Annotated in this window: 21 protein-coding genes and 2 pseudogenes; 7 read left to right on the top strand and 16 right to left on the bottom strand. The window is 73.9% G+C overall.

The genetic code is table 11. The features are described 5' to 3' along the window. Window positions 1-321: 321 nt before the first annotated feature. The 9 genes and pseudogenes from ACFXPX_RS17585 to ACFXPX_RS17545 form a co-directional block, all read right to left on the bottom strand. Complete coding sequence (locus ACFXPX_RS17585; protein WP_375882844.1) at window positions 322-936, bottom strand: bacterial proteasome activator family protein; 615 nt, start codon at window positions 934-936, stop codon at window positions 322-324. A gap of 283 nt (window positions 937-1219) precedes the next feature. Continuing rightward, complete coding sequence (locus ACFXPX_RS17580; RefSeq protein WP_380642081.1) at window positions 1220-2005, bottom strand: hypothetical protein; 786 nt, start codon at window positions 2003-2005, stop codon at window positions 1220-1222. 139 nt (window positions 2006-2144) lie between these two features. After that, a complete protein-coding gene (locus ACFXPX_RS17575; RefSeq protein WP_380523784.1) occupies window positions 2145-3122 on the bottom strand; it encodes an NAD(P)H-quinone oxidoreductase in 978 nt (325 codons plus the stop codon). A gap of 36 nt (window positions 3123-3158) precedes the next feature. Beyond that, window positions 3159-4217: a potassium channel family protein gene (locus ACFXPX_RS17570; RefSeq protein WP_380523782.1), complete on the bottom strand. Its 1059-nt coding sequence runs from the start codon at window positions 4215-4217 to the stop codon at window positions 3159-3161. After that, the gene (locus ACFXPX_RS17565) at window positions 4214-5422 is read right to left on the bottom strand and encodes a molybdopterin molybdotransferase MoeA (protein ID WP_380642079.1); all 1209 of its coding nucleotides are present in this window, start codon (window positions 5420-5422) and stop codon (window positions 4214-4216) included. The genes ACFXPX_RS17570 and ACFXPX_RS17565 overlap by 4 nt, the downstream gene beginning before the upstream one ends. Continuing rightward, a pseudogene (locus ACFXPX_RS17560) lies at window positions 5419-5700 on the bottom strand (DUF6457 domain-containing protein); the annotation flags it as partial. The gene ACFXPX_RS17565 and the pseudogene ACFXPX_RS17560, both read right to left, overlap by 4 nt. 113 nt (window positions 5701-5813) lie before the next feature. Then, a pseudogene (locus ACFXPX_RS17555) lies at window positions 5814-6386 on the bottom strand (molybdenum cofactor guanylyltransferase); the annotation flags it as partial. 17 nt (window positions 6387-6403) lie between these two features. Continuing rightward, window positions 6404-7390: an MBL fold metallo-hydrolase gene (locus ACFXPX_RS17550; protein WP_380523778.1), complete on the bottom strand. Its 987-nt coding sequence runs from the start codon at window positions 7388-7390 to the stop codon at window positions 6404-6406. Between the two features lie 110 nt (window positions 7391-7500). Next, window positions 7501-8148 (bottom strand): FMN-dependent NADH-azoreductase, encoded by a 648-nt coding sequence (locus ACFXPX_RS17545; RefSeq protein ID WP_375882860.1) that lies wholly within the window; start codon window positions 8146-8148, stop codon window positions 7501-7503. A 106-nt stretch (window positions 8149-8254) separates the two neighbouring features. Here ACFXPX_RS17545 and ACFXPX_RS17540 point away from each other — a divergent pair, with 106 nt between their 5' ends. Further along, window positions 8255-8665: a winged helix-turn-helix transcriptional regulator gene (locus ACFXPX_RS17540; protein WP_375882862.1), complete on the top strand. Its 411-nt coding sequence runs from the start codon at window positions 8255-8257 to the stop codon at window positions 8663-8665. Between the two features lie 94 nt (window positions 8666-8759). Here the strand turns inward: ACFXPX_RS17540 and ACFXPX_RS17535 are convergent, their stop codons facing one another. Continuing rightward, window positions 8760-9527, bottom strand: a complete 768-nt coding sequence (locus ACFXPX_RS17535) for a polyprenol monophosphomannose synthase (RefSeq protein WP_380523775.1) — start codon at window positions 9525-9527, stop codon at window positions 8760-8762. 354 nt (window positions 9528-9881) lie between these two features. Between ACFXPX_RS17535 and manA the strand changes: the two genes are divergently transcribed. Further along, on the top strand, window positions 9882-11090 hold the full coding sequence (gene manA, locus ACFXPX_RS17530) for a mannose-6-phosphate isomerase, class I (protein WP_380523773.1): 1209 nt from the start codon (window positions 9882-9884) through the stop codon (window positions 11088-11090). A gap of 140 nt (window positions 11091-11230) precedes the next feature. Next, window positions 11231-12442 carry a GNAT family N-acetyltransferase gene (locus tag ACFXPX_RS17525; protein WP_380642077.1) on the top strand — a complete coding sequence of 404 codons (1212 nt, stop codon included), beginning with the start codon at window positions 11231-11233 and terminating at the stop codon, window positions 12440-12442. Between the two features lie 39 nt (window positions 12443-12481). Here ACFXPX_RS17525 and dnaB read toward each other — a convergent pair whose 3' ends face one another. After that, window positions 12482-13978, bottom strand: a complete 1497-nt coding sequence (dnaB, locus tag ACFXPX_RS17520; RefSeq protein ID WP_380642098.1) for a replicative DNA helicase — start codon at window positions 13976-13978, stop codon at window positions 12482-12484. A 579-nt stretch (window positions 13979-14557) separates the two neighbouring features. On the opposite strand from dnaB, the gene ACFXPX_RS17515 reads away from it, so the two are divergent. After that, window positions 14558-15922 carry an MATE family efflux transporter gene (locus ACFXPX_RS17515; RefSeq protein WP_380642075.1) on the top strand — a complete coding sequence of 455 codons (1365 nt, stop codon included), beginning with the start codon at window positions 14558-14560 and terminating at the stop codon, window positions 15920-15922. A 69-nt stretch (window positions 15923-15991) separates the two neighbouring features. Here ACFXPX_RS17515 and rplI read toward each other — a convergent pair whose 3' ends face one another. From rplI to rpsF, 4 genes are all read right to left on the bottom strand, one after another. After that, a complete protein-coding gene (gene rplI / locus ACFXPX_RS17510; protein WP_360227569.1) occupies window positions 15992-16438 on the bottom strand; it encodes a 50S ribosomal protein L9 in 447 nt (148 codons plus the stop codon). A gap of 17 nt (window positions 16439-16455) precedes the next feature. Continuing rightward, window positions 16456-16692 (bottom strand): 30S ribosomal protein S18, encoded by a 237-nt coding sequence (gene rpsR, locus ACFXPX_RS17505; RefSeq protein WP_030059640.1) that lies wholly within the window; start codon window positions 16690-16692, stop codon window positions 16456-16458. A gap of 79 nt (window positions 16693-16771) precedes the next feature. Then, window positions 16772-17380: a single-stranded DNA-binding protein gene (locus tag ACFXPX_RS17500; protein ID WP_375882874.1), complete on the bottom strand. Its 609-nt coding sequence runs from the start codon at window positions 17378-17380 to the stop codon at window positions 16772-16774. A 96-nt stretch (window positions 17381-17476) separates the two neighbouring features. Beyond that, complete coding sequence (rpsF, locus tag ACFXPX_RS17495; RefSeq protein WP_375882877.1) at window positions 17477-17767, bottom strand: 30S ribosomal protein S6; 291 nt, start codon at window positions 17765-17767, stop codon at window positions 17477-17479. A 318-nt stretch (window positions 17768-18085) separates the two neighbouring features. Between rpsF and ACFXPX_RS17490 the strand changes: the two genes are divergently transcribed. The 3 genes from ACFXPX_RS17490 to ACFXPX_RS17480 all read left to right on the top strand — a co-directional run bounded on the left by ACFXPX_RS17490 (window position 18086) and on the right by ACFXPX_RS17480 (window position 20721). Beyond that, window positions 18086-18385, top strand: coding sequence for a hypothetical protein (locus tag ACFXPX_RS17490; RefSeq protein ID WP_380642073.1), 300 nt, complete (start codon window positions 18086-18088; stop codon window positions 18383-18385). A 169-nt stretch (window positions 18386-18554) separates the two neighbouring features. Next, window positions 18555-19673 (top strand): lipid II:glycine glycyltransferase FemX, encoded by a 1119-nt coding sequence (locus ACFXPX_RS17485; RefSeq protein ID WP_375882883.1) that lies wholly within the window; start codon window positions 18555-18557, stop codon window positions 19671-19673. 13 nt (window positions 19674-19686) lie between these two features. Further along, complete coding sequence (locus ACFXPX_RS17480) at window positions 19687-20721, top strand: alanine racemase (protein ID WP_375882884.1); 1035 nt, start codon at window positions 19687-19689, stop codon at window positions 20719-20721. Between the two features lie 36 nt (window positions 20722-20757). Here ACFXPX_RS17480 and ACFXPX_RS17475 read toward each other — a convergent pair whose 3' ends face one another. After that, the gene (locus ACFXPX_RS17475) at window positions 20758-22341 is read right to left on the bottom strand and encodes a glycosyltransferase family 87 protein (protein ID WP_380642070.1); all 1584 of its coding nucleotides are present in this window, start codon (window positions 22339-22341) and stop codon (window positions 20758-20760) included. Window positions 22342-22460: the final 119 nt, after the last annotated feature.

Below are 22460 nucleotides of genomic sequence, written 5' to 3'. Positions count from 1 at the left end.
CCTCGGCGCGGTGGTCCTGCCGCAACCGTGACGTTCGGTCTCGTCCGTGCGTGGTGGCCCGGCCCACTGGCCCGGCGAACCCCTGTCGCGGCGGCTCCACCGGCCTGCGACAGGGGTCAGGGTATCGGCTCCCGCCGACGGTGATCGGCCCAGGGCCGGTCCCGCCCCCGGACCGTCGGCGCCCGCTCCCCGCACGCCGGTCCGGGGCGGATCGTCGCGGTACGTCCGGCCCCGGGGCGGGTCCGGCGGGCGGGTCCGGGCCCGGCGGGCCCACGGCTACGAGCCCGGCGGGCCCACGGCTACGGGCCTGGAGGTACGGGCCTACAGGTACGGGCCGGAGCGGATCCCGCGGCCCTGACCCGGGTCCTCCTCGTCCGGCTCGCCGCCGTGCAGACCGGGCGGCAGCGCGCGCCGCATCTGCTCCAGCTGCGCCCGCGCGGCCATCTGCTGCGCGAACAGGGCGGTCTGGATGCCGTGGAACAGGCCCTCCAGCCAGCCCACCAGCTGGGCCTGGGCGATCCGCAGCTCGGCCTCGGTCGGGATGGTGTCGTCGGTGAACGGCAGCGAGAGCCGCTCCAGCTCGGCGACCAGCTCCGGGGCCAGCCCGAGCTCCAGCTCCTTGATCGAGCTGGCGTGGATGTCCTTCAACCGGACCCGGCTGGCCTCGTCGAGGGGCGCCGCCCGGACCTCCTCCAGCAGCTGCTTGATCATGCTGCCGATGCGCATGACCTTGGCGGGCTGCTCGACCATCTCGGTCACCGGGAGCTCGCGCGGCATGTCCGCGTCCTCGTCCCCCCCGATCGGTACCGCGGCGAACCCCTGGCCCACGGGCAGCCCGTCCGGTCCGACGATCAGCACCTTCTGGCCGTCCTGCGACTGCCCGCCGGCGGCCCGGAAGGGCTCCTGCGACGAGCGCTCGTTCATCGGATTCGTCATGAACAACATTCTCTCTCACTGGGGTTGGTCGGGCGGAAGCCCCCGTGCGTCCCGCCGTCCTGCGCCAACCGTGACGACGGTACGCCCCCGCGGCCCGCCCGGGAATCCGTACGGATACTCAGTTCCCGCCCCGACCCGACCGTCCGCGCCCGCGCGTGCGCCGTCCCCCGCGCCACTCCGGTCGCACACAGCACCTCCCCGACCACCCCGCGAAACCCACCCCTCGCCGCGGCCGTGTCCCCCGGGAACCCGCACCGAACCTCCACGCCGCCGGCCCGCCCGCTCAGCCCTTCCGCAGCCGCAGGCCCACCAGCCCCAGGCCGCAGCCGATCAGCCCCAGGCCCACGCCCAGCGGCAGCTGGAGGGTGGAGGGGTCCTGCCAGCGGGCGGGGAGGACCCCGGTGACCGCCGTGGCCGCCACCGGCTGGGCGGCCGTCGTGACGGTGTCCTGGTCGGCGGCGGGGTCCTGGGCGTCCGGGGTGTCCGCGGCCGGGTCCGGCCGGTCGGCCTGGGCGCCCTGGTCCGGGGCCTGCTCGGGCGGCTGCTCGGGCAGCTGCTCGACGGCCTGCTCGGGGGCCTGCTCGGGGGCCTGGTCCGGCGCCTGCTCGACGGCCTGGTCGGGCCGTTCCAGGGCGGCGGCCGGGTGGTGGCGGTGCGCCCTGAGCTCGGCGAGGTCCGGGCGCGACCGGTCGGGCACCCCGTACTGCGGCGGTGCGGCCTTCGGCGCGAACCAGGCCTGGTCCGCGCCGTCCGTCCCGTCCGCCGTATCCGTCCCGTCCGCCGTATCCGTCCCGTCCGCCGTATCCGTCCCGTCCGCCTGGTCGGGCTGCGCTGCCGGATCGGACCGGTCCGCCCGCTGCTCCCCGCCGGCCGGCACCGGAGCGTCCGCCCGCGCGTGCCCCGGCGCCGAGGCACCCGGCGCGGGGAGCGCCACCGCGGCGGTCGCGGCGGCCAGCGGGAGCGTCAGCCCCAGCACGGCCGCCGCGACCAGCCGCCGGGCACGGCGGTCGGGGCGGTGGTGGAGCGCGGCGGGCAACGGCCCGAGGGCGGTGTGCGGGGGTGCGGCCACGGTCGGAGTCCTTCCGACGGCCGACCGCGCCCGGAGGCGGGTTCGGCGGCGGGACAGCTCCGCACCAGCCTCACACAGTCCGACAATCGCGGCATTTCGGACACGCGGCGGTACCCCCGCCCCGGACCGGGCCCAGCGCTCAGACCGTCAGCACGACCTTCCCGACCTGCTCCCCCGCCTCCAGCACCCGGTGCGCCTCGCCGACCTCCGTCAGCGGCAGCACCCGGTCCACCACCGGCTTCACCACCCCGGACTCCACCAGCGGCCACACGTGCTCCCGCACCGCCGCCACGATCGCCGCCTTCTCGGCCAGCGGCCGCCCGCGCAGGTTGGTGGCGATCACCGCCGCCCGCTTGCGCAGCAGCGCGTTGAGGTCGAGTTCGCCCTTCACCCCGCCCTGCAGCCCGATGATCACCAGCCGCCCGTTGACGGCCAGCGCCTCCACGTTCCGCTGCAGGTACTTGGCCCCCATGATGTCCAGGACCACGTCCGCCCCGGCCCCGTCGGTGGCCTCCCGGAGCACCTCGACGAAGTCCTGCTCCCGGTAGTCGATCGCGATGTCCGCGCCCAGCTCGGTGCACCGGGCCAGCTTCGCCGCGCTGCCGGCCGTCACCGCGACCCGGGCGCCGACCGCCTTGGCCAGCTGGATCGCCATCGTCCCGATCCCGCTCGCGCCGCCGTGCAGCAGCACCGTCTCGCCCGGCCGCAGGTGCGCGGTGAGGAAGACGTTGGACCACACGGTGCAGGCCACCTCCGGCAGGGCGGCGGCCTGCTCCGGGCTCAGCCCCTTCGGCAGCGGCAGCAGCTGCCCGCTCGGCACCGCGACCCGCTGGGCGTAGCCGCCGCCGGCCAGCAGCGCGCACACCTCGTCGCCGACGGCCCAGCCGGCCACGCCCGGGCCGAGCGCGACGATCCGCCCGGCGCACTCCAGTCCGGGGTAGGGGGAGGCGCCGGGCGGCGGGTTGTAGAAGCCCTGCCGCTGGAGCAGGTCGGCGCGGTTGACGGCGGTGGCCGCCACCTCGACCAGGACCTCGCCCTCGCCGGGCACCGGGTCGGGGACCTCGGCCCACACCAGTGCCTCGGGGCCGCCGGGTACGGGAATCGTCATCGCATGCATGCCCCGAACCTACTGCGGCGCACGGCGCTCCGGGGCTCAGGCCCCGCCCTGCGCGGCCGACTTGATGACGATCACCCGGTCGGTGAGCTGCAGCACGGCGGCCTCCGGCTCGGTGTAGTTGAGCACCCGCCGGCCCCGGACCACCGCGACCACCAGTTCCTCGCACGCGCGCGGACTGTGGCCCGCCTCGGCCCGGGTGACCGGACGCTCGACCACGTCCAGCCCGTTCCCGTACGTCAGCAGGTCCTCCATCACCGCCCCGGCGTGCGGGCTGAGCATCGACAGCCCGAGCAGCCGCCCGGCCGAACTGGAGCTGGTGACCACGACGTCGGCGCCGCTCTGCCGCAGCAGGGGTGCGTTCTCGTCCTCCCGGACGGCCGCGACCACGGTGGCGCCCTTGTTCAGCTGCCGTGCCGTCAGGGTGATCAGCACCGCGGTGTCGTCCCGTTCCGGGGCGACCACGATCCGGGCCGCGGCGGGGACGGCGGCCCGCACCAGGGTGTCGGTCCGGGTCGCGTCGCCGACCACCCCGACCAGGCCGTGCTGCGAGGCGTGCTCGATCACCTTGCGCTGCGGGTCGACGACGACGATCTCCTCCGCCTTCACCCCCTGCCCGAGCAGGGTGTCGACGGCGCTGCGCCCCTTCGTCCCGAAGCCGATGACGACGGTGTGCTCGCGCACGGTGGACCTCCAGCGGTTCAACCGCCATTGCAGGCGGGTCCGTTCGGTGAGCACCTCCAGCGTGGTGCCGACCAGGATGATCAGGAACACCACGCGCAGCGGGGTGATCACGAAGATGTTGGTGAGCCGCGCGCCGTCGCTGTACGGGGTGATGTCGCCGTAGCCGGTGGTGGAGAGCGTCACGGTGGCGTAGTACGCCGCGTCCAGGAAGCTGAGTTCGCCGCCCGCGTTGTCGTGGTAGCCGGCCCGGTCGAGGTAGACGATCACCGAGGTGGCGACCAGCACGGCCAGCGCGACCAGCAGCCGTGAGCCGACCTGCCGGACGGCGGGCGCGGTGCGGCGCGCGGGCAGCACGATCCCGGCGTCCGCCCACGGCTCCGTCCCCGGCGCCGAGATGCGTCGCAACCTGCTCATGGTGCCTCCACCAGTTCGACGGTCTCCCCCGCGGCCGCCCCGCCGGGCGGGACGACGGCCAGGGCCTCGGCCCGGGCGAGGCCGCGCAGCATCGCGGGCCCGTCGAAGGCGAGCGGCACCACGCCCTCGGCGGTGCGCCGCACCGGTTGCAGCCGGGTGTCCACCGGGTGCCCGGGCAGCAGGACGGCCGCCGGGGCGAGCGCGGGCGCGCCGGGTGCCCGGCCACCGCGGGCGTGCAGCAGCGGCAGGGCCAGGGTGACCATGCCGGCGACGGCGGCGAGCGGGTTGCCCGGCAGGCCCACCAGGTGGCGCCCGCCGCTGAGTTCGGCCAGCAGCATGGGGTGTCCGGGGCGGACGGCCACGCCGTCCACCAGCAGTCGGGCGCCGGCCTCGGCGAGCGCCCGGTGCAGGAAGTCCACCGGACCGGCGGCCGTCCCGCCGGTGGTGACCACGACGTCGGCGGTGGAGTGCCGCAGGGCGTCCCGCAGCAGCCCGAAGTCGTCCTGGACGCAGCGGACCTCGGTCACGTCGGCGCCGGCCGCCCGCAGCCAGGGCGGCAGCAGCGGGCCGAGCGCGTCCCGGACCAGCCCGGGTCCGGGGATCCCGGTGTCGAGCAACTCGTCGCCGAGCACCAGCAGTTGGACCGCCGGCCGACGGCGCACGGCGAGCCGGTCGTGGCCGCAGGCGGCGGCCAGGCCGAGCACGGCCGGCCCGACCACCGTCCCCGCGGGCAGCAACTCCTCGCCCCGGCGGCACTCCTGGCCGCGCGGGCGGACGTCCTGGCCGGTGGTCAGCTGCTGGGGGCCGGTGTCGCGCAGCAGCGCGCCGTCCGCACGGCCGTGTTCGCGGCGCAGTACGGCGGTGGCGCCGGGCGGCAGTTGGGCGCCGGTGGCGATCTCGACGGCGCCGCCGTCGGCCAGCGGCGCCACCTCGGTGCGGCCGGCCAGCACCCGGCCGGTGACCTTCCAGGGCCCCGGCCCGGCGACCGCCCAGCCGTCCATCGCGGAGGTGTCGAAGGCGGGCAGGTCGGTGAGCGCGCCGAGCGGTTCGGCGAGGACGTGCCCGAGCGCCTCGGCCAGCGGCAGCCCGATCACCGGCAGCGGCCGCAGCCCGGCCCGGCGCGCGGCCTCCCGGGCGCGCGACCAGCTCAGCACGCCGGGGCCGGTGGCGGGAACGGTCACGGTGGTCCGTCCGACCTCGCTCACGGCTCCCCCGGGCCGTCGGCCGGACTCCACCGCTCGGCGAGCGCCGCGGTCCGCCGGGAGGCCTCGGCCACGGCCTCCGCCCCGCCGCCCTGCTGCGCGGCCGCGTAGCCGATCAGGAAGGCGGTCAGCGGCGCGGCGGGCCGGGCCACCCCGTGCGCGACCACCCGGGCCAGGTCGAGCAGTCCCCGGACGTCCACGTCCAGGTCGATGCCCAGGTCGGCCTTGACCTCGGCGATCCAGTCTTCCAGCGTGCGCTCCATGCGCCCATGCTGCCCGATCGGCGGTTTCCCCGAGGTGTTCACCCCGTGTGCGGGGCGCGTCGTTCCCCTCACGACCGGCGGCCCGGCCCGGTGAGGCCCGCTCAGCGCCCGGCCGCCGGTCAGGACTTCTCCCGCTCCCGGGCCCGTTCCAGGTCCTCCCAGGTGTCGCAGTCGTACGCGACGTTGTCGGTGTCGGCGACCCGCAGCCCGGGCAGCCCGCCGACCAGGCGGCGCAGCGGCTGCCCGGCCGGGTCGCCGAGCCCGGCGAGCGCGGCGCGCAGCGGGGCGGTGCGGTAGGCGGCGGCGAGCGGCTGGTCGCGGCCGCCCGCGTCGACCAGTACGGCGGCGTCGGCGTGCGGTCCGGCCCGGTCGAGGGCGGCGACCAGCCGGTCCACCGTACGGCGGTCCAGGAAGGGCAGGTCGGCGGCGAGCAGCAGCACGGTGTCCGCGGTGACCAGGTCGAGCCCGGCCGCGACGGCGGCGACCGGCCCGCCGCCGGGCGGCTGCTCCCTGGTCCAGCGGACGCCCGGGCGCGCGGTGGGCCGGGCGGGGCCGACCACCACGGTGGTCCGGGCACCGGTGCAGGCGGCGAGCACCCGGTCCAGCAGGGTGGACTCGCCGACGGTCAGGCCGGGTTTGTCGACGCCGCCCAGCCTCCGGGCCGCGCCGCCCGCCGGAACGATCACGTCGTACGGCGTCGTCATGCCGCCAGTATCCCGCCCTACCGGTCGGCCCCGTCCGGGCCGTCCCCGGCCGTCCCCTCTTCGTCCTCACCCTCGGCCCCGTCCTCGGCCCCGACCGCCGGAGCGGCGGCGGACCGGGCGGTGTTGGCGGCCGCCCCCAGGTCCAGGAAGGACGGCAGGGTCAGCTCCCCGTACCGCTCGTTCATCGCCGTGACCAGCGCCTCCGGGTCGTCCGGGTGCTCGGCGAGCAGCCGGTCGAAGTCCCGCAGGTACTCCCCGGTGAAGGCGAGCACCCGGGCCGCGTCGTCGCCCTGGTCGGGGGCGCGGTGCCCGGCGATCACCCGGTCCACGCCGAGGTCGGCGATCCGGCCGAGGTTGTGGCCCCAGGTGGTGCGCTGGGCCGGGGTGGTGTCGGCGGTCCACACGTGGGTGCCGTTGCAGACGAAGTCCCCGGCGATCACGGTCCGGATGCTCGGCACGTGGACGACCGTGGACTCCCCGCAGTCGGCCTGGCCGAGCAGCAGCACCGGGATGACCTGGCGGTCGAGCATCAGCGGCTGCGGCAGCAGCGGGGCGGGCACCAGCGGGTGGTCCGGGATGTCGTCGCCGTAGACCGGCTTCCACTGGGCGACCTTGGCCGCGACGGTGCGCCGGATGCCCTCGACCACCGCCGGGGCGGCCAGCAGCTGGGCGTCCGGGAAGAGCCTCAGCACCTCCTCGGCCCCGAAGTAGTGGTCCGGGTGCTGGTGGGTGACCACGACGGCGAGCAGCCGGCGGCCCTTGCCCGCGACCCATTCGGCCAGTTCGCGCCCGGCGCTGCGGGTGAGCTGGGCGTCGACGAGGATCGCGGTCTGCTCGCCGAGGATCAGCGTGGAGGTGGCGAAGAAGGACGACTCGGGCCCGGTGAAGACGGAGACCTCCAGCGGTCGGGCGGTCCGCCCGGCGTCGTCGGGGAGCCCGGCCGCGACGGGCTCGGCGTCCACCCGTTCCGCGCCGGCGCTCTCCTCGGGCGGGGACGACGTCACGGGCTGCTCCCTCTGGTCGGCGGTCGGACTTCCTGCGCCCTACAGCATGGGAGTACCGGCCGCCGATTGCGCGGAAGGCGCGCCCGGTGGGACGCGCCTTCGGGCGCACGTCACACCGCGGCCCGGGCGGCGAGCTCCTTGCCCCGGGCGGCGGCCAGTTCCAGGGCCTTGGCCTTGGACTCGGCGGCGACCGGGACGAACTCGGCCAGCGCCGGGACGCTCGCCGCCATGGTGAACTCCGGGACGATGAAGTCGACCTCCAGCCCGAGCCCGCCGGCCAGTACCTTCTCCAGGTAGGTGATGACGAACTCGAACGGCTCGCGCGGGGCGCCGGGGCCGTACGAGCCGCCGCGGGAGGCGACCACGGTGACCGGGGTGCCCTTGGCGGAGGGCTGCTCGCCGGCGGTGCGGCCCATCAGGACCACCTGGTCCAGCCAGGCCTTGAGGGTCGACGGGATCGTGAAGTTGTACATCGGGGCGCCGATCAGCACGGCGTCGGCGGTCTCCAGCTCGACGATCAGCCGCTCGCGCAGCGCGAAGGCGGCGGCCTGCTCGGCGGTGCGCGCCTCGGCCGGGAGGTATCCGGCGGTGATGCCGGCGGCGTCCAGGTGCGGCATCGGGTCGGCGGCGAGGTCGTGGTGGACCACCGTGCCGCCGGGGTGCTCGGCCTCCCAGGCGGCCCGGAAGGCGGCCGTGACCTCGCGGGAGACGGAGCCGTCGGTGAGCGCCGAGGAGTCGATGTGCAGGAGCGTGGGCATGGCGGTCCTCCAGAGAATTAGTAGCTGCCTTTTCCCTCGCAGCTGCAACTAAGGTAGCAGCTTACTTTTCCGCAGTCACTAGTGCCCGGTCGAGTACGCTGGATCCATGGCCGAGCCCGAGGTAGTGACCGACGCAGTACCGACCGCGGTCGACGCGTGCGCCGCCCCTGCCGTCCGCGGCGGCTGCGCCAACGTCGACCTGGCCCTCAACCGGGTGTTCACCCTGCTCGGCAAGCGCTGGACCGGCATGCTGCTGGGCGTGCTCAACAACGGCGGACCGGCCTACTTCTCCGAGCTGCGCCGCGCCGTACCGGGCATCAGCGAGCGGATGCTCTCCGACCGGCTGACCGAACTGACCGAGGCCGGGCTGGTCGTCCGCGAGGTCGACCCCGGCCCGCCGCTGCGGGTCAGCTACCGGCTCACCGAGGGCGGCGTCGCCCTGAAACCGGCCCTCAACGAGCTGGCCGTCTGGGCCGACCGCTACCTGCCGGAGAGCGCCCTCCGGGGCGGCTGCTGACCGGCCGGCCTCGACAGCCGGTCGCCCCCGGGTACGACGAAGGGCCCGTCCGCCGTATCCCGGCAGACGGGCCCTTCGCACGATCGGGGGCGGCTCAGCCCTTCGCGGCACCGCCGCGCGCCCGGGACACCCGGTCGGCGACACCCCAGGAGGTCACCCGCCAGAGCGCCTCGACCACGATGCCGCGGCTCATCTTGGAGGCCCCGAGCTCGCGCTCGACGAAGGTGATCGGCACCTCGGCGACCTTGAAGCCGGCCTTCACCGTGCGCCAGGCCAGGTCGACCTGGAAGCAGTAGCCGGCCGAGGCCACCTCGTCCATGCCCAGGCCCAGCAGGGTCTCCTTGCGGAAGGCCCGGTAGCCGCCGGTGACGTCCCGGATCGGCACGCCCAGCATCAGCCGCGAGTAGGTCGAGCCGCCGCGGGAGAGCAGCAGGCGCGACTTCGGCCAGTTCACCACCCGGCCGCCCGGCACCCAGCGCGAGCCGAGCACCAGGTCGGCGCCGCGCAGCGCGCCCAGCAGCCGGTCCAGCTCCTCGGGCTGGTGCGAGCCGTCCGCGTCCATCTCGACCAGGACGTCGTAGCCGTTGTCGATGCCCCAGCGGAAGCCCGCGAGGTAGGCGGCGCCCAGGCCCTCCTTGCCCTTGCGGTGCAGGACGTGGACGTTGCCGTCCTCGGCGGCCAGCTTGTCCGCCAGCTCGCCGGTGCCGTCGGGGCTGTTGTCGTCGGCGACCAGCACGTGCGCCTCGGGCACCGCGGCACGGACCCGGCCGACGATCCGCTCGACGTTCTCCGCCTCGTTGTAGGTCGGGATGATCACCAGGACCCTGCCGAGATCAGCAAAACTCTGCTGGTTCACGGTCACGTACAAACCTCTCGGCCGATGGCGGGGAGTGTCAGAACACCGTCGCCCGCACTCTGGAACGCGGCCCCGCCGACAGCCCGCCGACGGGATGACCACGGTGGAGAATGCTGCGGGGGGCGGATACTACTGCGTCCTGGCATTCTACTACCGCGCCCGGGAACCGCTGGTCGGACCACGGCACTCCCCCCTGATGCCCACCGTTTCCCCGCGGGCGACCCAGGTCAGCTAGGGTCGATGCCCTTGCCCGGGCCCGGACCGCCCGCACCGCCGGGCCCGCACCGCCGGGCCCGCACCGCCGGCCCGGACCCGGGACGTCCGGGGCAGCCCCGTCAGCGAAGGAGTAGGACCGCGCGCATGGACAGGCTCGTCAACACCGTCCGCCCGTACGCCTGGGGGTCGCTCACGGCCCTGCCCGAGTTGCTCGGCCAGGAGCCGACCGGCGAACCGCAGGCCGAGCTGTGGATGGGCGCCCACCCCGGCGACCCGTCCCGGGCCGACCGCGGCGAAGGCCCGCGCCGACTGGACGAGCTGATCGCGGCCGACCCCGAGGGCGAGCTCGGCGCGGCGAGCGTGGCCCGGTTCGGGCCGAGCCTGCCGTTCCTGTTCAAGGTGCTCGCCGCCGGCATCCCGCTGTCCATCCAGGCCCACCCCACACCGGACCAGGCCCGGGCCGGCTTCGCCGCCGAGAACGCCCTCGGCATCGCGCCGGACGCCCCGGAGCGGAGCTACCGCGACGACAACCACAAGCCCGAAATGGTGTGCGCGCTCGGCGACTTCGAGGGCCTGTGCGGCTTCCGCCGGCCCGCCGGGGCGGCGCAGCTGATGGCCGCCCTCGGGGTGCCCGGGCTGGACCCGCTGATCGCGCTGCTGGCCGTCGGCGAGGACGGCGGCCCCGAGGCCGAGGCCGAGGCGCTGCGCCGCACCCTGGCCACCCTGCTCACCCTGGACGACGAGACCGCCGCACGGACCGTCCGGGAGACCGTCGCCGCGCTGGCCGGCACCGACCCGGACGGCCCGCACGCCCCGTACGCCCGGATCGCGAAGGACTTCCCGGACGACCGCGGCGTGATCGCCGGCCTGCTGCTCAACCACGTCCGGCTACGGGCCGGCGAGGCGCTCTACCTGGGCGCCGGGGTGCCGCACGCCTACCTGTCCGGCGTCTGCGTGGAGCTCCAGGCCAACTCGGACAACGTGCTGCGGGCCGGCCTCACCCCCAAGCACATCGACGTCCCGGAACTGTTGAAGGTCGTGCTCTTCGAGCCCGGCGCCCCCGAGGTGGTGCACCCCGTCCCGGTCGAGGGCACCCCCGGCGAGCGGCTCTACCCCGTCCCGATCGACGAGTTCCGGCTGTCCCGCTTCCAACTGGACGGCGTGCAGCGGGAGATCGACGGCCGCACCCCGCAGATCCTGCTCTGCACCGAGGGCGCCGTCCGGCTCACCGCCGCCGACGGCGCCGTACTGGACCTCGCCCGCGGCCAGTCCGCCTTCCTCCCCGCCACCGGCACCCCGACCCGCCTCTCCGGCACCCCCGGCACCCTCTTCCGGGCCACCGTCACCGTCTGATCCGCCCCCGGACCCGCCCCGCCCCCCGGACCCGCTCCGGCCACGGCCGGGCGAAATTCGTTTGCTCCGCCCACCGGTCACGGCTGGACTGTCGGCGGCCCGCGCACCGTGGGCCGTACCCAGGGGAGGGCCCAGCAGCGATGGAGATCCGTTCCACGACCGAGAAGGACCTCGACGTCTTCGTCGACACCGTCCACGCCGCGTTCGGCCGCTTCCCGGAGGCCCGGGCCGAGGACGGCAGCAGGGTCTGGTGGTCGGCGATCGAACCGGAGCGCGGCCTGCTCGCGGTGACGGACGACGGGCGTCCGGTCGGCACCGCCGCCGCGTACTCCTTCGAGCTCACCCTGCCCGGCGGGGCGCTCACCCCGGTCTCCGGAGTGAGCTTCGTCGGCGTCCTGCCCACCCACCGCCGCCGGGGCGTACTGACCGCGATGATGCGGCGCCAGCTCGCCGACCTGCGGGCCCGCGGGGAGTTCCTGTCCGTGCTGCTGGCCTCCGAGCCCGCGATCTACGGCCGGTTCGGCTACGGCCCGGCGACGTACACCGGGCGGTTGACGGTGCCGCGCCACCGGGCCGCCTTCACCGCCCCGCGGGCCGGCGGGGGCACGGACACCGGCTCGGTCGAGCTGCTGCGGCGCGCCGACTGCCGGGACCTCCTGGAGGAGGTCTACGACCGCTACCGCCGCGCCCGGCCCGGTGCGCTGTCCCGCCCGCACCGCTGGTGGGCCCTGGGCGCCGGGCAGCCCCCGGTCGCCGCGGCGCCGCGCTACATCGCCGTCCACCGCGACGCCGCCGGCACCCCGGACGGCTACGCCAGCTACTCCCTGGACGGGGACACCCTGACGGTGGACGAGACCGTCGCCGTCGACGACACCGTCACCTCGGCCCTGGCCCGGTTCCTGCTCGGGCACGACCTGGTCGACCAGGTCGTCTTCAAGCACTTCCCGGCCGAGCACCCGCTGCGCTGGCAGCTCGCGGACTTCGGCGCCGCCCAGGTGGGCAACAGCAGCGAGTGGCTCTGGGTCCGGCTGCTGGACGTCCCCCGGGCGCTGACCGCGCGCGGCTGGTCCGCCGACGGCGAGCTCGTCCTCGACGTGGACGACCCGTTCCTCGGCGAGCGCGCCCGCCACCTGCTGACCGTCCGGAGCGGCGAGGCCGTGTGCGTCCCGACCGACCGGGAGCCCGACCTCACGCTGGACGTGCGGGACCTGGGCGCGGTCTACCTCGGCGGCACCCCCGTGGGCACGCTGGTGCGGGCCGGGCACGTCCGGGCCCACCGCCCGGAGGCGGTCGCCCTCGCCGACGCCCTGTTCCGCACCGAGCGCCCGCCGCACTGCCTGTCCTGGTTCTGACCGGCCACCCCGACCGCACCGGCCGCACCGCCCCGGGCGTCAGTCCCGGGTCATGTCGACGAAGCGCGAGTAGTGGCCCTGGAAGGCGACGGTGATGGTCGCGGTCGGACCGTTACGGTGCTTGGCGACGATCAGGTCGGCCTCGCCCGCGCGCGGGGACTCCTTCTCGTAGGCGTCCTCGCGGTGCAGCAGGATGACCATGTCGGCGTCCTGCTCGATCGAGCCGGACTCGCGCAGGTCGGAGACCATCGGCCGCTTGTCGGTGCGCTGCTCGGGACCACGGTTCAGCTGGGACAGCGCGATGACCGGCACTTCCAGCTCCTTGGCCAGCAGCTTGAGGTTACGGGACATGTCCGAGACCTCCTGCTGGCGGTTCTCGGCCCGGCGGGAGCCGCCGGACTGCATCAGCTGGAGGTAGTCGATGACGATCAGCTTGATGTCGTTGCGCTGCTTGAGCCGGCGGCACTTGGCGCGGATCTCCATCATCGACAGGTTCGGCGAGTCGTCGATGAACAGCGGCGCCTCGCTGACGTCCGGCATCCGGCGGGCGACCCGCGTCCAGTCGTCGTCCGTCATGTTGCCGGAGCGCATGTGGTGCAGCGCGACCCTGGCCTCGGCGGAGAGCAGGCGCATGGCGATCTCGTTGCGGCCCATTTCGAGCGAGAAGATCACGCTCGGCAGCTTGTGGTGGATCGAGCAGGCCCGGGCGAAGTCCAGCGCCAGGGTGGACTTGCCCATCGCGGGGCGGGCCGCGATGACGATCATCTGGCCGGGGTGCAGCCCGTTGGTGAGCGCGTCGAAGTCGGCGAAGCCGGTCGGCACGCCGGACATCTGGCCGTTGCGGGAGCCGATCGCCTCGATCTCGTCGAGGGCGCCCTCCATGATGTGGGCGAGCGGCGCGTAGTCCTCGTTGGTGCGCTGCTCGGTGACGGCGTAGATCTCCGCCTGGGCGGCGTTGACGATCTCGTCCACGTCGCCCTCGGCGGCGTAGCCCATGCCGGCGATCCGGGTGCCGGCCTCGACCAGGCGGCGCAGCACCCCGCGCTCGGCGACGATCTGGGCGTAGTACTCGGCGTTGGCCGCGGTCGGGACGGAGTTGACCAGGGTGTGCAGGTAGGCGGCGCCGCCGACGCGCTGGAGCTCGCCGCGCTTGGTGAGCTCGCCGGCCACGGTGATCGGGTCGGCCGGCTCGCCGCGGGCGTACAGGTCGAGGATCGCGCCGTGCACCATCTCGTGCGCGGGCCGGTAGTAGTCGGCCGGCTTGAGCACCTCGACCACGTCGGCGATGGCGTCCTTGGAGAGCAGCATGCCGCCCAGCACGGACTGCTCTGCCGCGAGGTCCTGCGGGGGGACGCGTTCGAAGCCGTCGACGCCGCCGTGGCCCTCGTCGTCCCTGCGGTCGTCCCGGCCGCCGCCCTTGCCGTTCTTGCCGCCCCTGCCGTTGAAGTCGCCGCCGCCCTTGCGGAAGCCCTCGCCCCGGTTGCCGCCCTGACCGCCGCCGCCACCCTGGCCGCCGCGGTTGCGGGAGACCGGCAGCCGGTCGCCGGGACCGTCCGGGAAGGGGGCGTCGTCGAAGGCGCCGGCCGGGAAGGGGTCCTCGGCGGTCTGCCAGTCCTCCTCCGGCGGCGGGGCGTCGTGGTCGTCGTACTGGGGGCCGGTCACGCGTGTTCCCCGATCAGCGAGTGGTGCGAAGTTGGAGCGGGCCTTGCCGGTGGCTGGGTGGAGCGGAGCCGCTCCTCTTTGTACGCCACGGCCCCGACAAATCGGACGCCGGGGCCGGTGGGAGTGTCGGGTGGAGGGCCCACGCTAAGGCGCCGGACGCCCTCGCGCCAAGGCGGTTATCCACAGGGGGTGTGGACGAGCGGCCCCGGGCTGTGGAGAACTGCCGCAAAGCTGTGGACACCCCTGTGGAAGCTCCTGTGGATAACCGGACGATCGATCCATCGTCAACCTGTTGACCTGCGATTACCTCTTCCGGGGCCTGTGCATGAGAAATTCTTCACACACCGCCGAACAGCCGTGGGCACGGACCGGACGGAGCACACCGCTCGCAGTTTCGAGTAACGACCGAACCGGCCATTGGCCTCTTACCTGTGGATGAGTACCCTGGAGCGCATGAGCACCGCCCCCGCCGAGCCCTCCAGACGCAGCCCCACCGGCCGCGGCCACGACCGACGCGGCCACGACCGCGAGATCCTCGCCCTGGCGGTGCCCGCCTTCGGCGCCCTGGTCGCCGAACCGCTGTTCCTGATGGCCGACTCCGCGATCGTCGGCCACCTCGGCACCCCCCAGCTCGCCGGGGTCGGCGTCGCCTCCGCCGCCCTCACCACCGCCACCGGGGTGTTCGTCTTCCTCGCCTACGCCACCACCGCCGCGGTGGCCCGCCGGATCGGCGCCGGGGACCGCCGGGGCGCCGTCCAGCAGGGCGTCGACGGCCTCTGGCTCGCCGTCGGCCTGGCCGTCCCGGTGGTCCTGCTCACCCTGCTGCTGGCCCCCTGGGCGGCCGACCTGCTAGGCGCCTCGCCGACCGCGGCGCCGTACACCGTGACGTACCTGCGGATCAGCTCCCTGGGGATCCCGGCGATGCTGCTGGTGCTGGCCGCCACCGGCGTGCTGCGCGGCCTCCAGGACACCCGTACGCCGCTGCTGGTGGCCGTCGGCGGCTTCACCGCCAACATCGGGCTGAACGCCAGCCTGGTGTACGGCGCCGGGCTCGGGGTGGCCGGCTCGGCCTGGGGCACCGTGCTGGCCCAGACCGGGATGGCCGCGGTCTACCTGGTCGTGGTGGTCCGCGGCGCCCGCCGGGAGCGGGCCTCGCTGCGGCCGGACGCGGCGGGCATCCGGGCCGGGGCCAGGGCGGGCGGGCCGCTGCTGGTCCGCACGGTCAGCCTGCGCGCGGTGCTGATGATCGCCACCGCGGTGGCCGCCCGGCTCGGCGACGACCAGGTCGCCGCGCACCAGATCGCCATGACGCTGTTCAGCTTCCTGGCCTTCGCGCTGGACGCCATCGCGATCGCCGGCCAGGCCGTCATCGGCCGCTACCTGGGCGCCTCGGACGTCCCGGGCGCCCGCGCGGCCACCCGGCGGATGGTCGAGTGGGGCCTGTGCTCCGGGGTGGTGCTGGGCCTGCTGGTGGTGCTGGCCCGCCCCCTGTACGTCCCGCTGTTCACCCCCGACCCGGTGGTCCAGGGGCAGCTGCACACGGCCCTGCTGCTGCTCGCGCTGAGCCAGCCGGTGGCGGGCCTGGTCTTCGTGCTGGACGGCGTGCTGATGGGCGCCGGGGACGGCCCCTACCTGGCCCGGGCGGCGCTCGCCACCCTGGCGGTGTTCGCCCCGGCCGCGTTCCTGGTCCCGGCCACCGGCACCGGGCTGGCCGGGCTGTGGTGGGCGATGAACCTGTTCATGCTGGTCCGCGCGGTCTTCCTGGTGGCCCGCGCCCGCGGCGGCCGCTGGCTGGTCACCGGGGCCGTGCGCGACTGAGCGGGCCCGGGAACGCCCGAGGGCCGGACTCCCCTGGGGGAGTCCGGCCCTCGGCCGGTGCTACGGAACTCAGGCAGCCACGACGGCGACGTCGAGGTTGGCCACGACGTCCGAGTGCAGCTTGACCGAGACCTTGTGGGTGCCCACGGTCTTGATCGGCGAGGCGATCGCGACGGCGCGCTTGTCCACGGCCGGGCCGCCGGCGGCCTTGATGGCCTCGACGACGTCGGCCTGGGTCACCGAGCCGAACAGACGGCCGGCGTCACCCGAGCGAACGGCCAGCTTGACCTGGACGCCCTCGAGCTTGCCCTTGACCTCGTTGGCCGCGTCCAGGGTCTGGATCGCGTGGATCTTGCGGGCGCGACGGATCGCGTCGACGTCCTTCTGGCCGCCCTTGGTCCAGCGGATGGCGAAGCCACGCGGGACCAGGAAGTTGCGGGCGTAGCCGTCCTTGACCTCGACGACCTCGCCGGCGGAGCCGAGACCCGGAACCTCGTGCGTGAGGATGATCTTCATTACTCGGTCACCCTCTCTTAGCGCGCGGTGCTGGTGTAGGGCAGCAGCGCCATCTCACGGCTGTTCTTCACGGCCGTGGCGACGTCACGCTGGTGCTGGGTGCAGTTGCCGGTGACACGGCGGGCACGGATCTTTCCGCGGTCGGAGATGTACTTCCGCAGCAGGTTCGTGTCCTTGTAGTCAACGTAGTTGACCTTGTCCTTGCAGAAGACGCAAACCTTCTTCTTCGGCTTGCGAGCAGGCGGCTTCGCCATGGTGTGCTCCATTTGGGGTTCACGGCCCGACCGGCGTCCGGGGACGCCTGCGGCCGGGCCGCACGAAATCTGTCAGCTCTTAGAACGGGGGCTCTTCCGAGAAGCCGCCACCGGACGGGGCGCCTCCCCAGCCGCCGCCGCCCTGGTTTCCACCGGACGGGGCGCTGGACGCCCACGGGTCGTCGGAGGGGCCGGACTGGCCGCCGCCGGAGTTTCCACCCCAGCTGCCGCCGCCCTGCTGGCCGCCACCGTTGCCACCGCCCCAGTTACCGCCCTGGCCGCCGCCCTGCTGGCCGCCGAAGCCGCCGCCGGGAGCGCCGGACCGGTTGGCCCGGGTGACCTTCGCGGTCGCCGAACGCAGGCTCGGACCGACCTCGTCGACCTCGACCTCGAAGACCGTCCGCTTCTCGCCTTCCTTGGTCTCGTAAGACCGCTGGCGCAGTCGGCCCTGCACGATGACGCGCATGCCGCGCTGCAGCGACTCGGCCACGTTCTCCGCCGGCTGCCGCCAGACGTTGCACGTGAGGAAGAGGCTCTCGCCGTCCTTCCACTCGTTCGTCTGACGGTCGAAGGTGCGGGGGGTGGACGCGATGCGGAACTTCGCGACCGCCGCACCCGACGGGGTGAAGCGCAGCTCGGGGTCGTCGACGAGATTGCCGACGAGGGTGATGACGGTCTCGCCTGCCATGGTGGTGATGACCTCTCGGGAAGATGTCCGTTCACCGCTGTTTCACGTGAAACAGCGGACGCGAGCTACCCGAGACCCGAAGGCCTCAGAAGTGGCTCAGTGGGTGTCCGGGCGCAGGACCTTGGTCCGCAGAACCGACTCGCTCAGGCCCATCTGGCGGTCGAGCTCCTTGACGACCTCAGGCGTGGCCTTGAGGTCGATGACCGAGTAGATGCCCTCGGACTGCTTGTTGATCTCGTAAGCCAGACGGCGACGACCCCAGGTGTCGACCTTCTCGACCTTGCCGCCGGCGTTGCGGACGACGGCCAGGAAGGACTCGATCAGGGGGGAGACAGCGCGCTCCTCGACCGACGGGTCGAGGATGACCATCAGCTCGTAGTGACGCATGAGTAACCCACCTCCTTTGGACTCAGCGGCCACGGTCTCTCCGTGGCAGGAGGGTTGTGCGTAGCGTCGGCACCGGTGCGGTGACGACTCCGGCCCACGGTAGCGGCCGGGTCGGACAGTCGGGCCCCGTACACCCACCAGGGGTGTCACCCGGAAGAGGGCGCAAGGGGGCACAACTACACCAGTGCAGACGGCACAGCCTACCTGCACCCGGACGGCCGAACAAAACGCATAGGGGTTGTGAGACGGACCCAACCGCCGCAATCTGGACGGAACGGGATTCCTGCCCGTTCGTCTCCACGCCAGGAGGTGGGACTCATGGCCCAGTCCGTCCACCGCATGCCCGCCCTCACGCTGAACACCGACGGCCACCCGCACCCCCGCGAGAACACCCTGGTGGCCCTGACGGCCGTGCTGGGTGTGATCGCCTTCACCACCTCGTTCTTCTACAACCTGCACCTGCTGACCTCGTGGACCGGCCTGGCCGGGATCCTCACCGGCCTGTGGGGCATGTTCGTCTCGGTCACCACCGCCGAGCGCTTCGTCCTGATGATCGCGCTCGGCGCCTCCGCCATCGGCTTCTACCTCGGCATCGCCCGCGGCGGCCTCTGGGGCTGAAACACCCGGCTCCAGGAACCCTCGGCGCCCCCGTCGCGTATCTGCATCAGACAGGTACCCGCCGGGGGCGCCGTCGTGCCCGCAGCGCCGGGCCGCCGGGCCCCGGACGATAGGGTCGAGCCCGAGAACCTGGGCCCACCGCAGCCCGACCGACGAGGAGCACCGAGCAATGAGCCTGCGCCTGAGGACGATCACCCGCGAGGAGCACCTCGCCTTCATCAGGAGCCGCGCCTCGGCGAGTCACATGCAGGTGCCGTCCTGGGGCGACGTGAAGGCCGAGTGGCGCTCGGAGTCGATCGGCTGGTTCGACGAGGCCGACCAGCTGGTCGGCGCGGGCCTGGTGCTCTACCGCCAGCTGCCGAAGGTCAAGCGCTACCTCGCCTACCTGCCCGAGGGCCCGGTCATCGACTGGTTCGACCGCGACCTCGACCGCTGGCTCTCCCCGATGCTCGCCCACCTGAAGTCGCAGGGCGCGTTCTCGGTGAAGATGGGCCCGCCGATCGTCATCCGCCGCTGGAACGCCCCCACCATCAAGGAGGCCATCGCCGCCAAGCAGGCCAAGCGCCTGCGCGACGTCGAGGCCGACTGGTACGAGGCCCGCGCCTTCGAGGTGGCCGACCGGCTGCGCAAGGCCGGCTGGCTGCAGGGCGACGACGGCGGGGCCGGCTTCGGCGACGTCCAGCCGCGCTACGTCTTCCAGGTGCCGCTGGCCAACCGCTCGCTGGACGACATCCACAAGAACTTCAACCAGCTCTGGCGCCGCAACATCAAGAAGGCCGAGAAGAGCGGCGTCGAGGTGTACCAGGGCGGCTACGACGAGCTGCCGATCTTCCACCAGCTCTACCTGGTCACCGCCGAGCGCGACAAGTTCACCCCGCGCCCGCTGTCCTACTTCCAGCGGATGTGGCAGGCCCTCACCGCCGAGGACCAGAACCGGATGCGGCTCTACATCGCCTACCACGAGGGCGAGCCGCTGGCCGCGACCACGATGCTGGTGGTCGGCGAGCACGTCTGGTACTCCTACGGCGCCTCGGCCAACCACAAGCGCGAGGTCAAGCCGTCCAACGCGATCCAGTGGCGGATGATGCGCGACGCCTACGCCCTCGGCGGCGGCGTGTACGACCTGCGCGGCATCAGCGACACCCTGGACGAGAACGACCACCTGTTCGGTCTGATCCAGTTCAAGGTCGGCACCGGCGGCCAGGCGGCCGAGTACCTCGGCGAGTGGGACTTCCCGCTGAACAAGCTGCTGCACAAGGCCCTCGACCTCTACATGTCCCGCCGCTGAGGAGGCTGCCCCGATGACGCTGTCGCTCTACCTCGAGACCGAACGCTGGCGCGCCCACCAGCGCTCCGTCCTCGCCGAGTTCCCCGGCCTGGTGCCCGTCGCCAAGGGGAACGGCTACGGCCTGGGCAACCACCGGCTGGCCGAGGAGGCGACCCTGCTCGGCACCGGTGTGCTGGCCGTCGGCACCGCGTACGAGGCGGCCGACGCCGCCGAGTGGTACGGCGGCGAGCTGCTGGTGCTCACGCCCTACCGGGTCGGCGAGGAGGTGCTCCCGCTGCCGCACTCCCGGGTGATCCGCACGGTGGCCAGCGTGGACGCGCTGCGCTCGCTGCACGGCGCCCGGGTGGTGCTGGAGTGCATGACCACCATGCGCCGGCACGGCGTGAGCGCCGCCGACCTGCGCACCGTCGCCGCCGAGCTGGACGGCGTCTCCTTCGAGGGCCTCGCCCTGCACCTGCCGATGGACCGGCCGGACGGCTCCAGCCCGGTCGAGGAGGTCGTGTACTGGGTGGACACCGCGCTGGCGGCCGGCATCCCGGTGCACACCGTCTTCGTCAGCCACCTGGGCGCGGCCGGCATGGAACAGCTGGCCCAGCGCTACCCGGGCACCGTGTTCCGGGCCCGGATCGGCACCCGGCTCTGGCTGGGCGACCACGGCGCGCTGGAGGTCCGGGCCACGGTCCTGGACGTCACCCCCTTGAAGAAGGGCGAGCGCTACGGCTACCGCCAGCACCCGGCGCCCACCGACGGCCACATCCTGGTGGTCGCCGGCGGCACCGCGCACGGCATCGGCCTGGAGGCGCCCAAGTACGTGGCCAGCATGGGCGCCCGCGCCAAGGGCATCGCCCGGGCCGGCCTGGCGACGGTCAACAAGACCAAGTCGCCGTTCCACTGGGCGGGCAAGCAGCTCTGGTTCGCCGAGCCGCCGCACATGCAGGTCTCGCTGCTGTTCCTGGACGGCGAGACCGCGCCCCCCGCGATCGGCGAGGAGCTGGGCCTCCAGGTCCGGCACACCACCACCCACTTCGACCGGGTGGTGGACCGCTAGGAGCCGCCGGCGGCCGCTACGGGCCGCTGGGGGCCGCTACGCCTTCCCGTCGGCCGGTTCCTTCGCCGGTGGCTCCTCCAGCCACTGCTCGAAGGAGCCGGCCGGCGCGTATCCGGCGTAGCTCCGCTCCTCCTCCAGCCGCCGGGCGGCGCCCAGGGTCACCACGTCCGGCGCGCCGTCCAGCACCCCGCCGGAGGGGTCGTCGGTGCCGTCCCAGCGGACCGGGTCGCGGTCCGGGTACAGGGCGTCCCGGACCACCAGCACGACCAGGTAGAGCGTGCCGAGCAGGTGCAGCGCGATCGCGAAGTGGTACCACGGCTCGCCGATGCCGTGCTGCTTGGGCCCGGTGACGAAGCCCAGGTGGGACCAGATGCCCAGGGTGTACAGCACCTCGCAGGCCTGCCAGACCAGCAGGTCGCGCCAGCGCGGCCGGGCCAGCGCCGCGAGCGGCAGCAGCCAGAGCGCGTACTGCGGCGAGTACACCTTGTTGACCAGCACGAACAGCGCGACCACCAGGAAGGCCAGCTGCGCGAACCGCGGCCGTCGCGGCGCCGAGAGGGCGAGCCACGCTATGGCCGCGCAGCCCAGCACCATCAGCACGCCGATGTAGAGGTCGAGGTCGGCCAGCCCCACGCCGCGCTGCTGCATCAGGATCAGCCAGAACGAGCCGTAGTCCTCGCCGCGGTGCTTGCTGAACACGTAGAAGGTCGACCAGCCCTGCCAGTTGGCCAGCATGATCGGCAGGTTGACCACCAGCCAGGCCCCGACCGCGCCGCCGAGCAGCAGCCGGAACTCGCGCCACTTGCCCACCCGCCAGCAGAGCACCAGCAGCGGGCCGATCAGCAGCAGCGGGTAGAGCTTGGCCGCGGTGGCCAGGCCGATGAAGACCCCGGCCCAGCCCGGCCGGGAGCCGGACCACCAGGCCATCGCCACGGCGGCCAGGGCGACCGCGAGCAGGTCCCAGTTGATCGTGCCGTTGAGCAGCAGGACCGGCGAGAGCGCGAACAGCATCGCGTCCCAGGGGCGGCGGCGGTGGGTGCGCGAGAGCGCGACCGCGGCGACCACCGCGCAGGCCATCAGCAGCCCGGCGTTGATCGCCCAGAACCACTGCTCCTGGGCCTGCTCGGTGCCGCCGCCGGGCGTCAGCCAGGCCGCGACCTGCATGAACAGGCCGGTCAGCACCGGGTACTCCAGGTACTGGAGGTCCCCCGTGGTGCCGGGGATGCGGTCCACGTACGGGTGCAGCCCGGCCGCGAAGCCGCGGCCGGAGAACAGGTGCGGGACGTCGCTGTAGCAGGCGTGGATGTACTGCGGCGAGCCCGGCTGGAACCAGGCCTGGTCGTAGCAGGGCAGGTTGTGCACCATGCCGAGCGCGGAGACCACGATCACCACCAGGGCCAGCACCCGCACCGGGATCCACCAGGAGACGCCGAGCAGCGCCCGCCGGCCGGGCGGGCCGCCGAACACCTCGCTGCCGGCCGCCGCCACCCGGTCCTCGTCCGCCGGGACGACCACGGTGTCGGCCGCCGGCACGGCCGTGGCGACGGCTGCCGGGGTGGGCCCTGCGGCGGCGCCGGGCCCGTCCGGGCCGCCGGTTTCGTCACGATCGCTCGACGTCATGCCGGACATCCTGCCGCACCGGATGCGCCGGGACGAGGAGGACCCTGCGGTGGTCCGGCGGTACGGACGGGGCGCGTGCGGCGAATCGTGACGAAACGGCGGTGGCGGCCCTCCGAGGA

The sequence above is a fragment of the Kitasatospora sp. NPDC059146 genome, assembly GCF_042786665.1.
Classification (GTDB): Bacteria; Actinomycetota; Actinomycetes; order Streptomycetales; family Streptomycetaceae; genus Kitasatospora.
The sequence above is the reverse complement of the archived record's forward strand: the minus strand, read 5'-3'. Positions and strand labels throughout refer to the sequence as shown.

Bases quoted from the DNA above. Each gene is read 5' to 3' on its own strand.
- ACFXPX_RS17585 (WP_375882844.1), bottom strand. From the start codon at position 936: ATGACGAATCCGATGAACGAGCGCTCGTCGCAGGAGCCCTTCCGGGCC.
- ACFXPX_RS17575 (WP_380523784.1), bottom strand. From the start codon at position 3,122: ATGCATGCGATGACGATTCCCGTACCCGGCGGCCCCGAGGCACTGGTG.
- ACFXPX_RS17570 (WP_380523782.1), bottom strand. From the start codon at position 4,217: ATGAGCAGGTTGCGACGCATCTCGGCGCCGGGGACGGAGCCGTGGGCG.
- ACFXPX_RS17545 (WP_375882860.1), bottom strand. From the start codon at position 8,148: ATGCCCACGCTCCTGCACATCGACTCCTCGGCGCTCACCGACGGCTCC.
- ACFXPX_RS17540 (WP_375882862.1), top strand. From the start codon at position 8,255: ATGGCCGAGCCCGAGGTAGTGACCGACGCAGTACCGACCGCGGTCGAC.
- manA (WP_380523773.1), top strand. From the start codon at position 9,882: ATGGACAGGCTCGTCAACACCGTCCGCCCGTACGCCTGGGGGTCGCTC.
- ACFXPX_RS17525 (WP_380642077.1), top strand. From the start codon at position 11,231: ATGGAGATCCGTTCCACGACCGAGAAGGACCTCGACGTCTTCGTCGAC.
- ACFXPX_RS17515 (WP_380642075.1), top strand. From the start codon at position 14,558: ATGAGCACCGCCCCCGCCGAGCCCTCCAGACGCAGCCCCACCGGCCGC.
- rplI (WP_360227569.1), bottom strand. From the start codon at position 16,438: ATGAAGATCATCCTCACGCACGAGGTTCCGGGTCTCGGCTCCGCCGGC.
- rpsR (WP_030059640.1), bottom strand. From the start codon at position 16,692: ATGGCGAAGCCGCCTGCTCGCAAGCCGAAGAAGAAGGTTTGCGTCTTC.
- ACFXPX_RS17500 (WP_375882874.1), bottom strand. From the start codon at position 17,380: ATGGCAGGCGAGACCGTCATCACCCTCGTCGGCAATCTCGTCGACGAC.
- rpsF (WP_375882877.1), bottom strand. From the start codon at position 17,767: ATGCGTCACTACGAGCTGATGGTCATCCTCGACCCGTCGGTCGAGGAG.
- ACFXPX_RS17490 (WP_380642073.1), top strand. From the start codon at position 18,086: ATGGCCCAGTCCGTCCACCGCATGCCCGCCCTCACGCTGAACACCGAC.
- ACFXPX_RS17485 (WP_375882883.1), top strand. From the start codon at position 18,555: ATGAGCCTGCGCCTGAGGACGATCACCCGCGAGGAGCACCTCGCCTTC.
- ACFXPX_RS17480 (WP_375882884.1), top strand. From the start codon at position 19,687: ATGACGCTGTCGCTCTACCTCGAGACCGAACGCTGGCGCGCCCACCAG.
- ACFXPX_RS17475 (WP_380642070.1), bottom strand. From the start codon at position 22,341: ATGACGTCGAGCGATCGTGACGAAACCGGCGGCCCGGACGGGCCCGGC.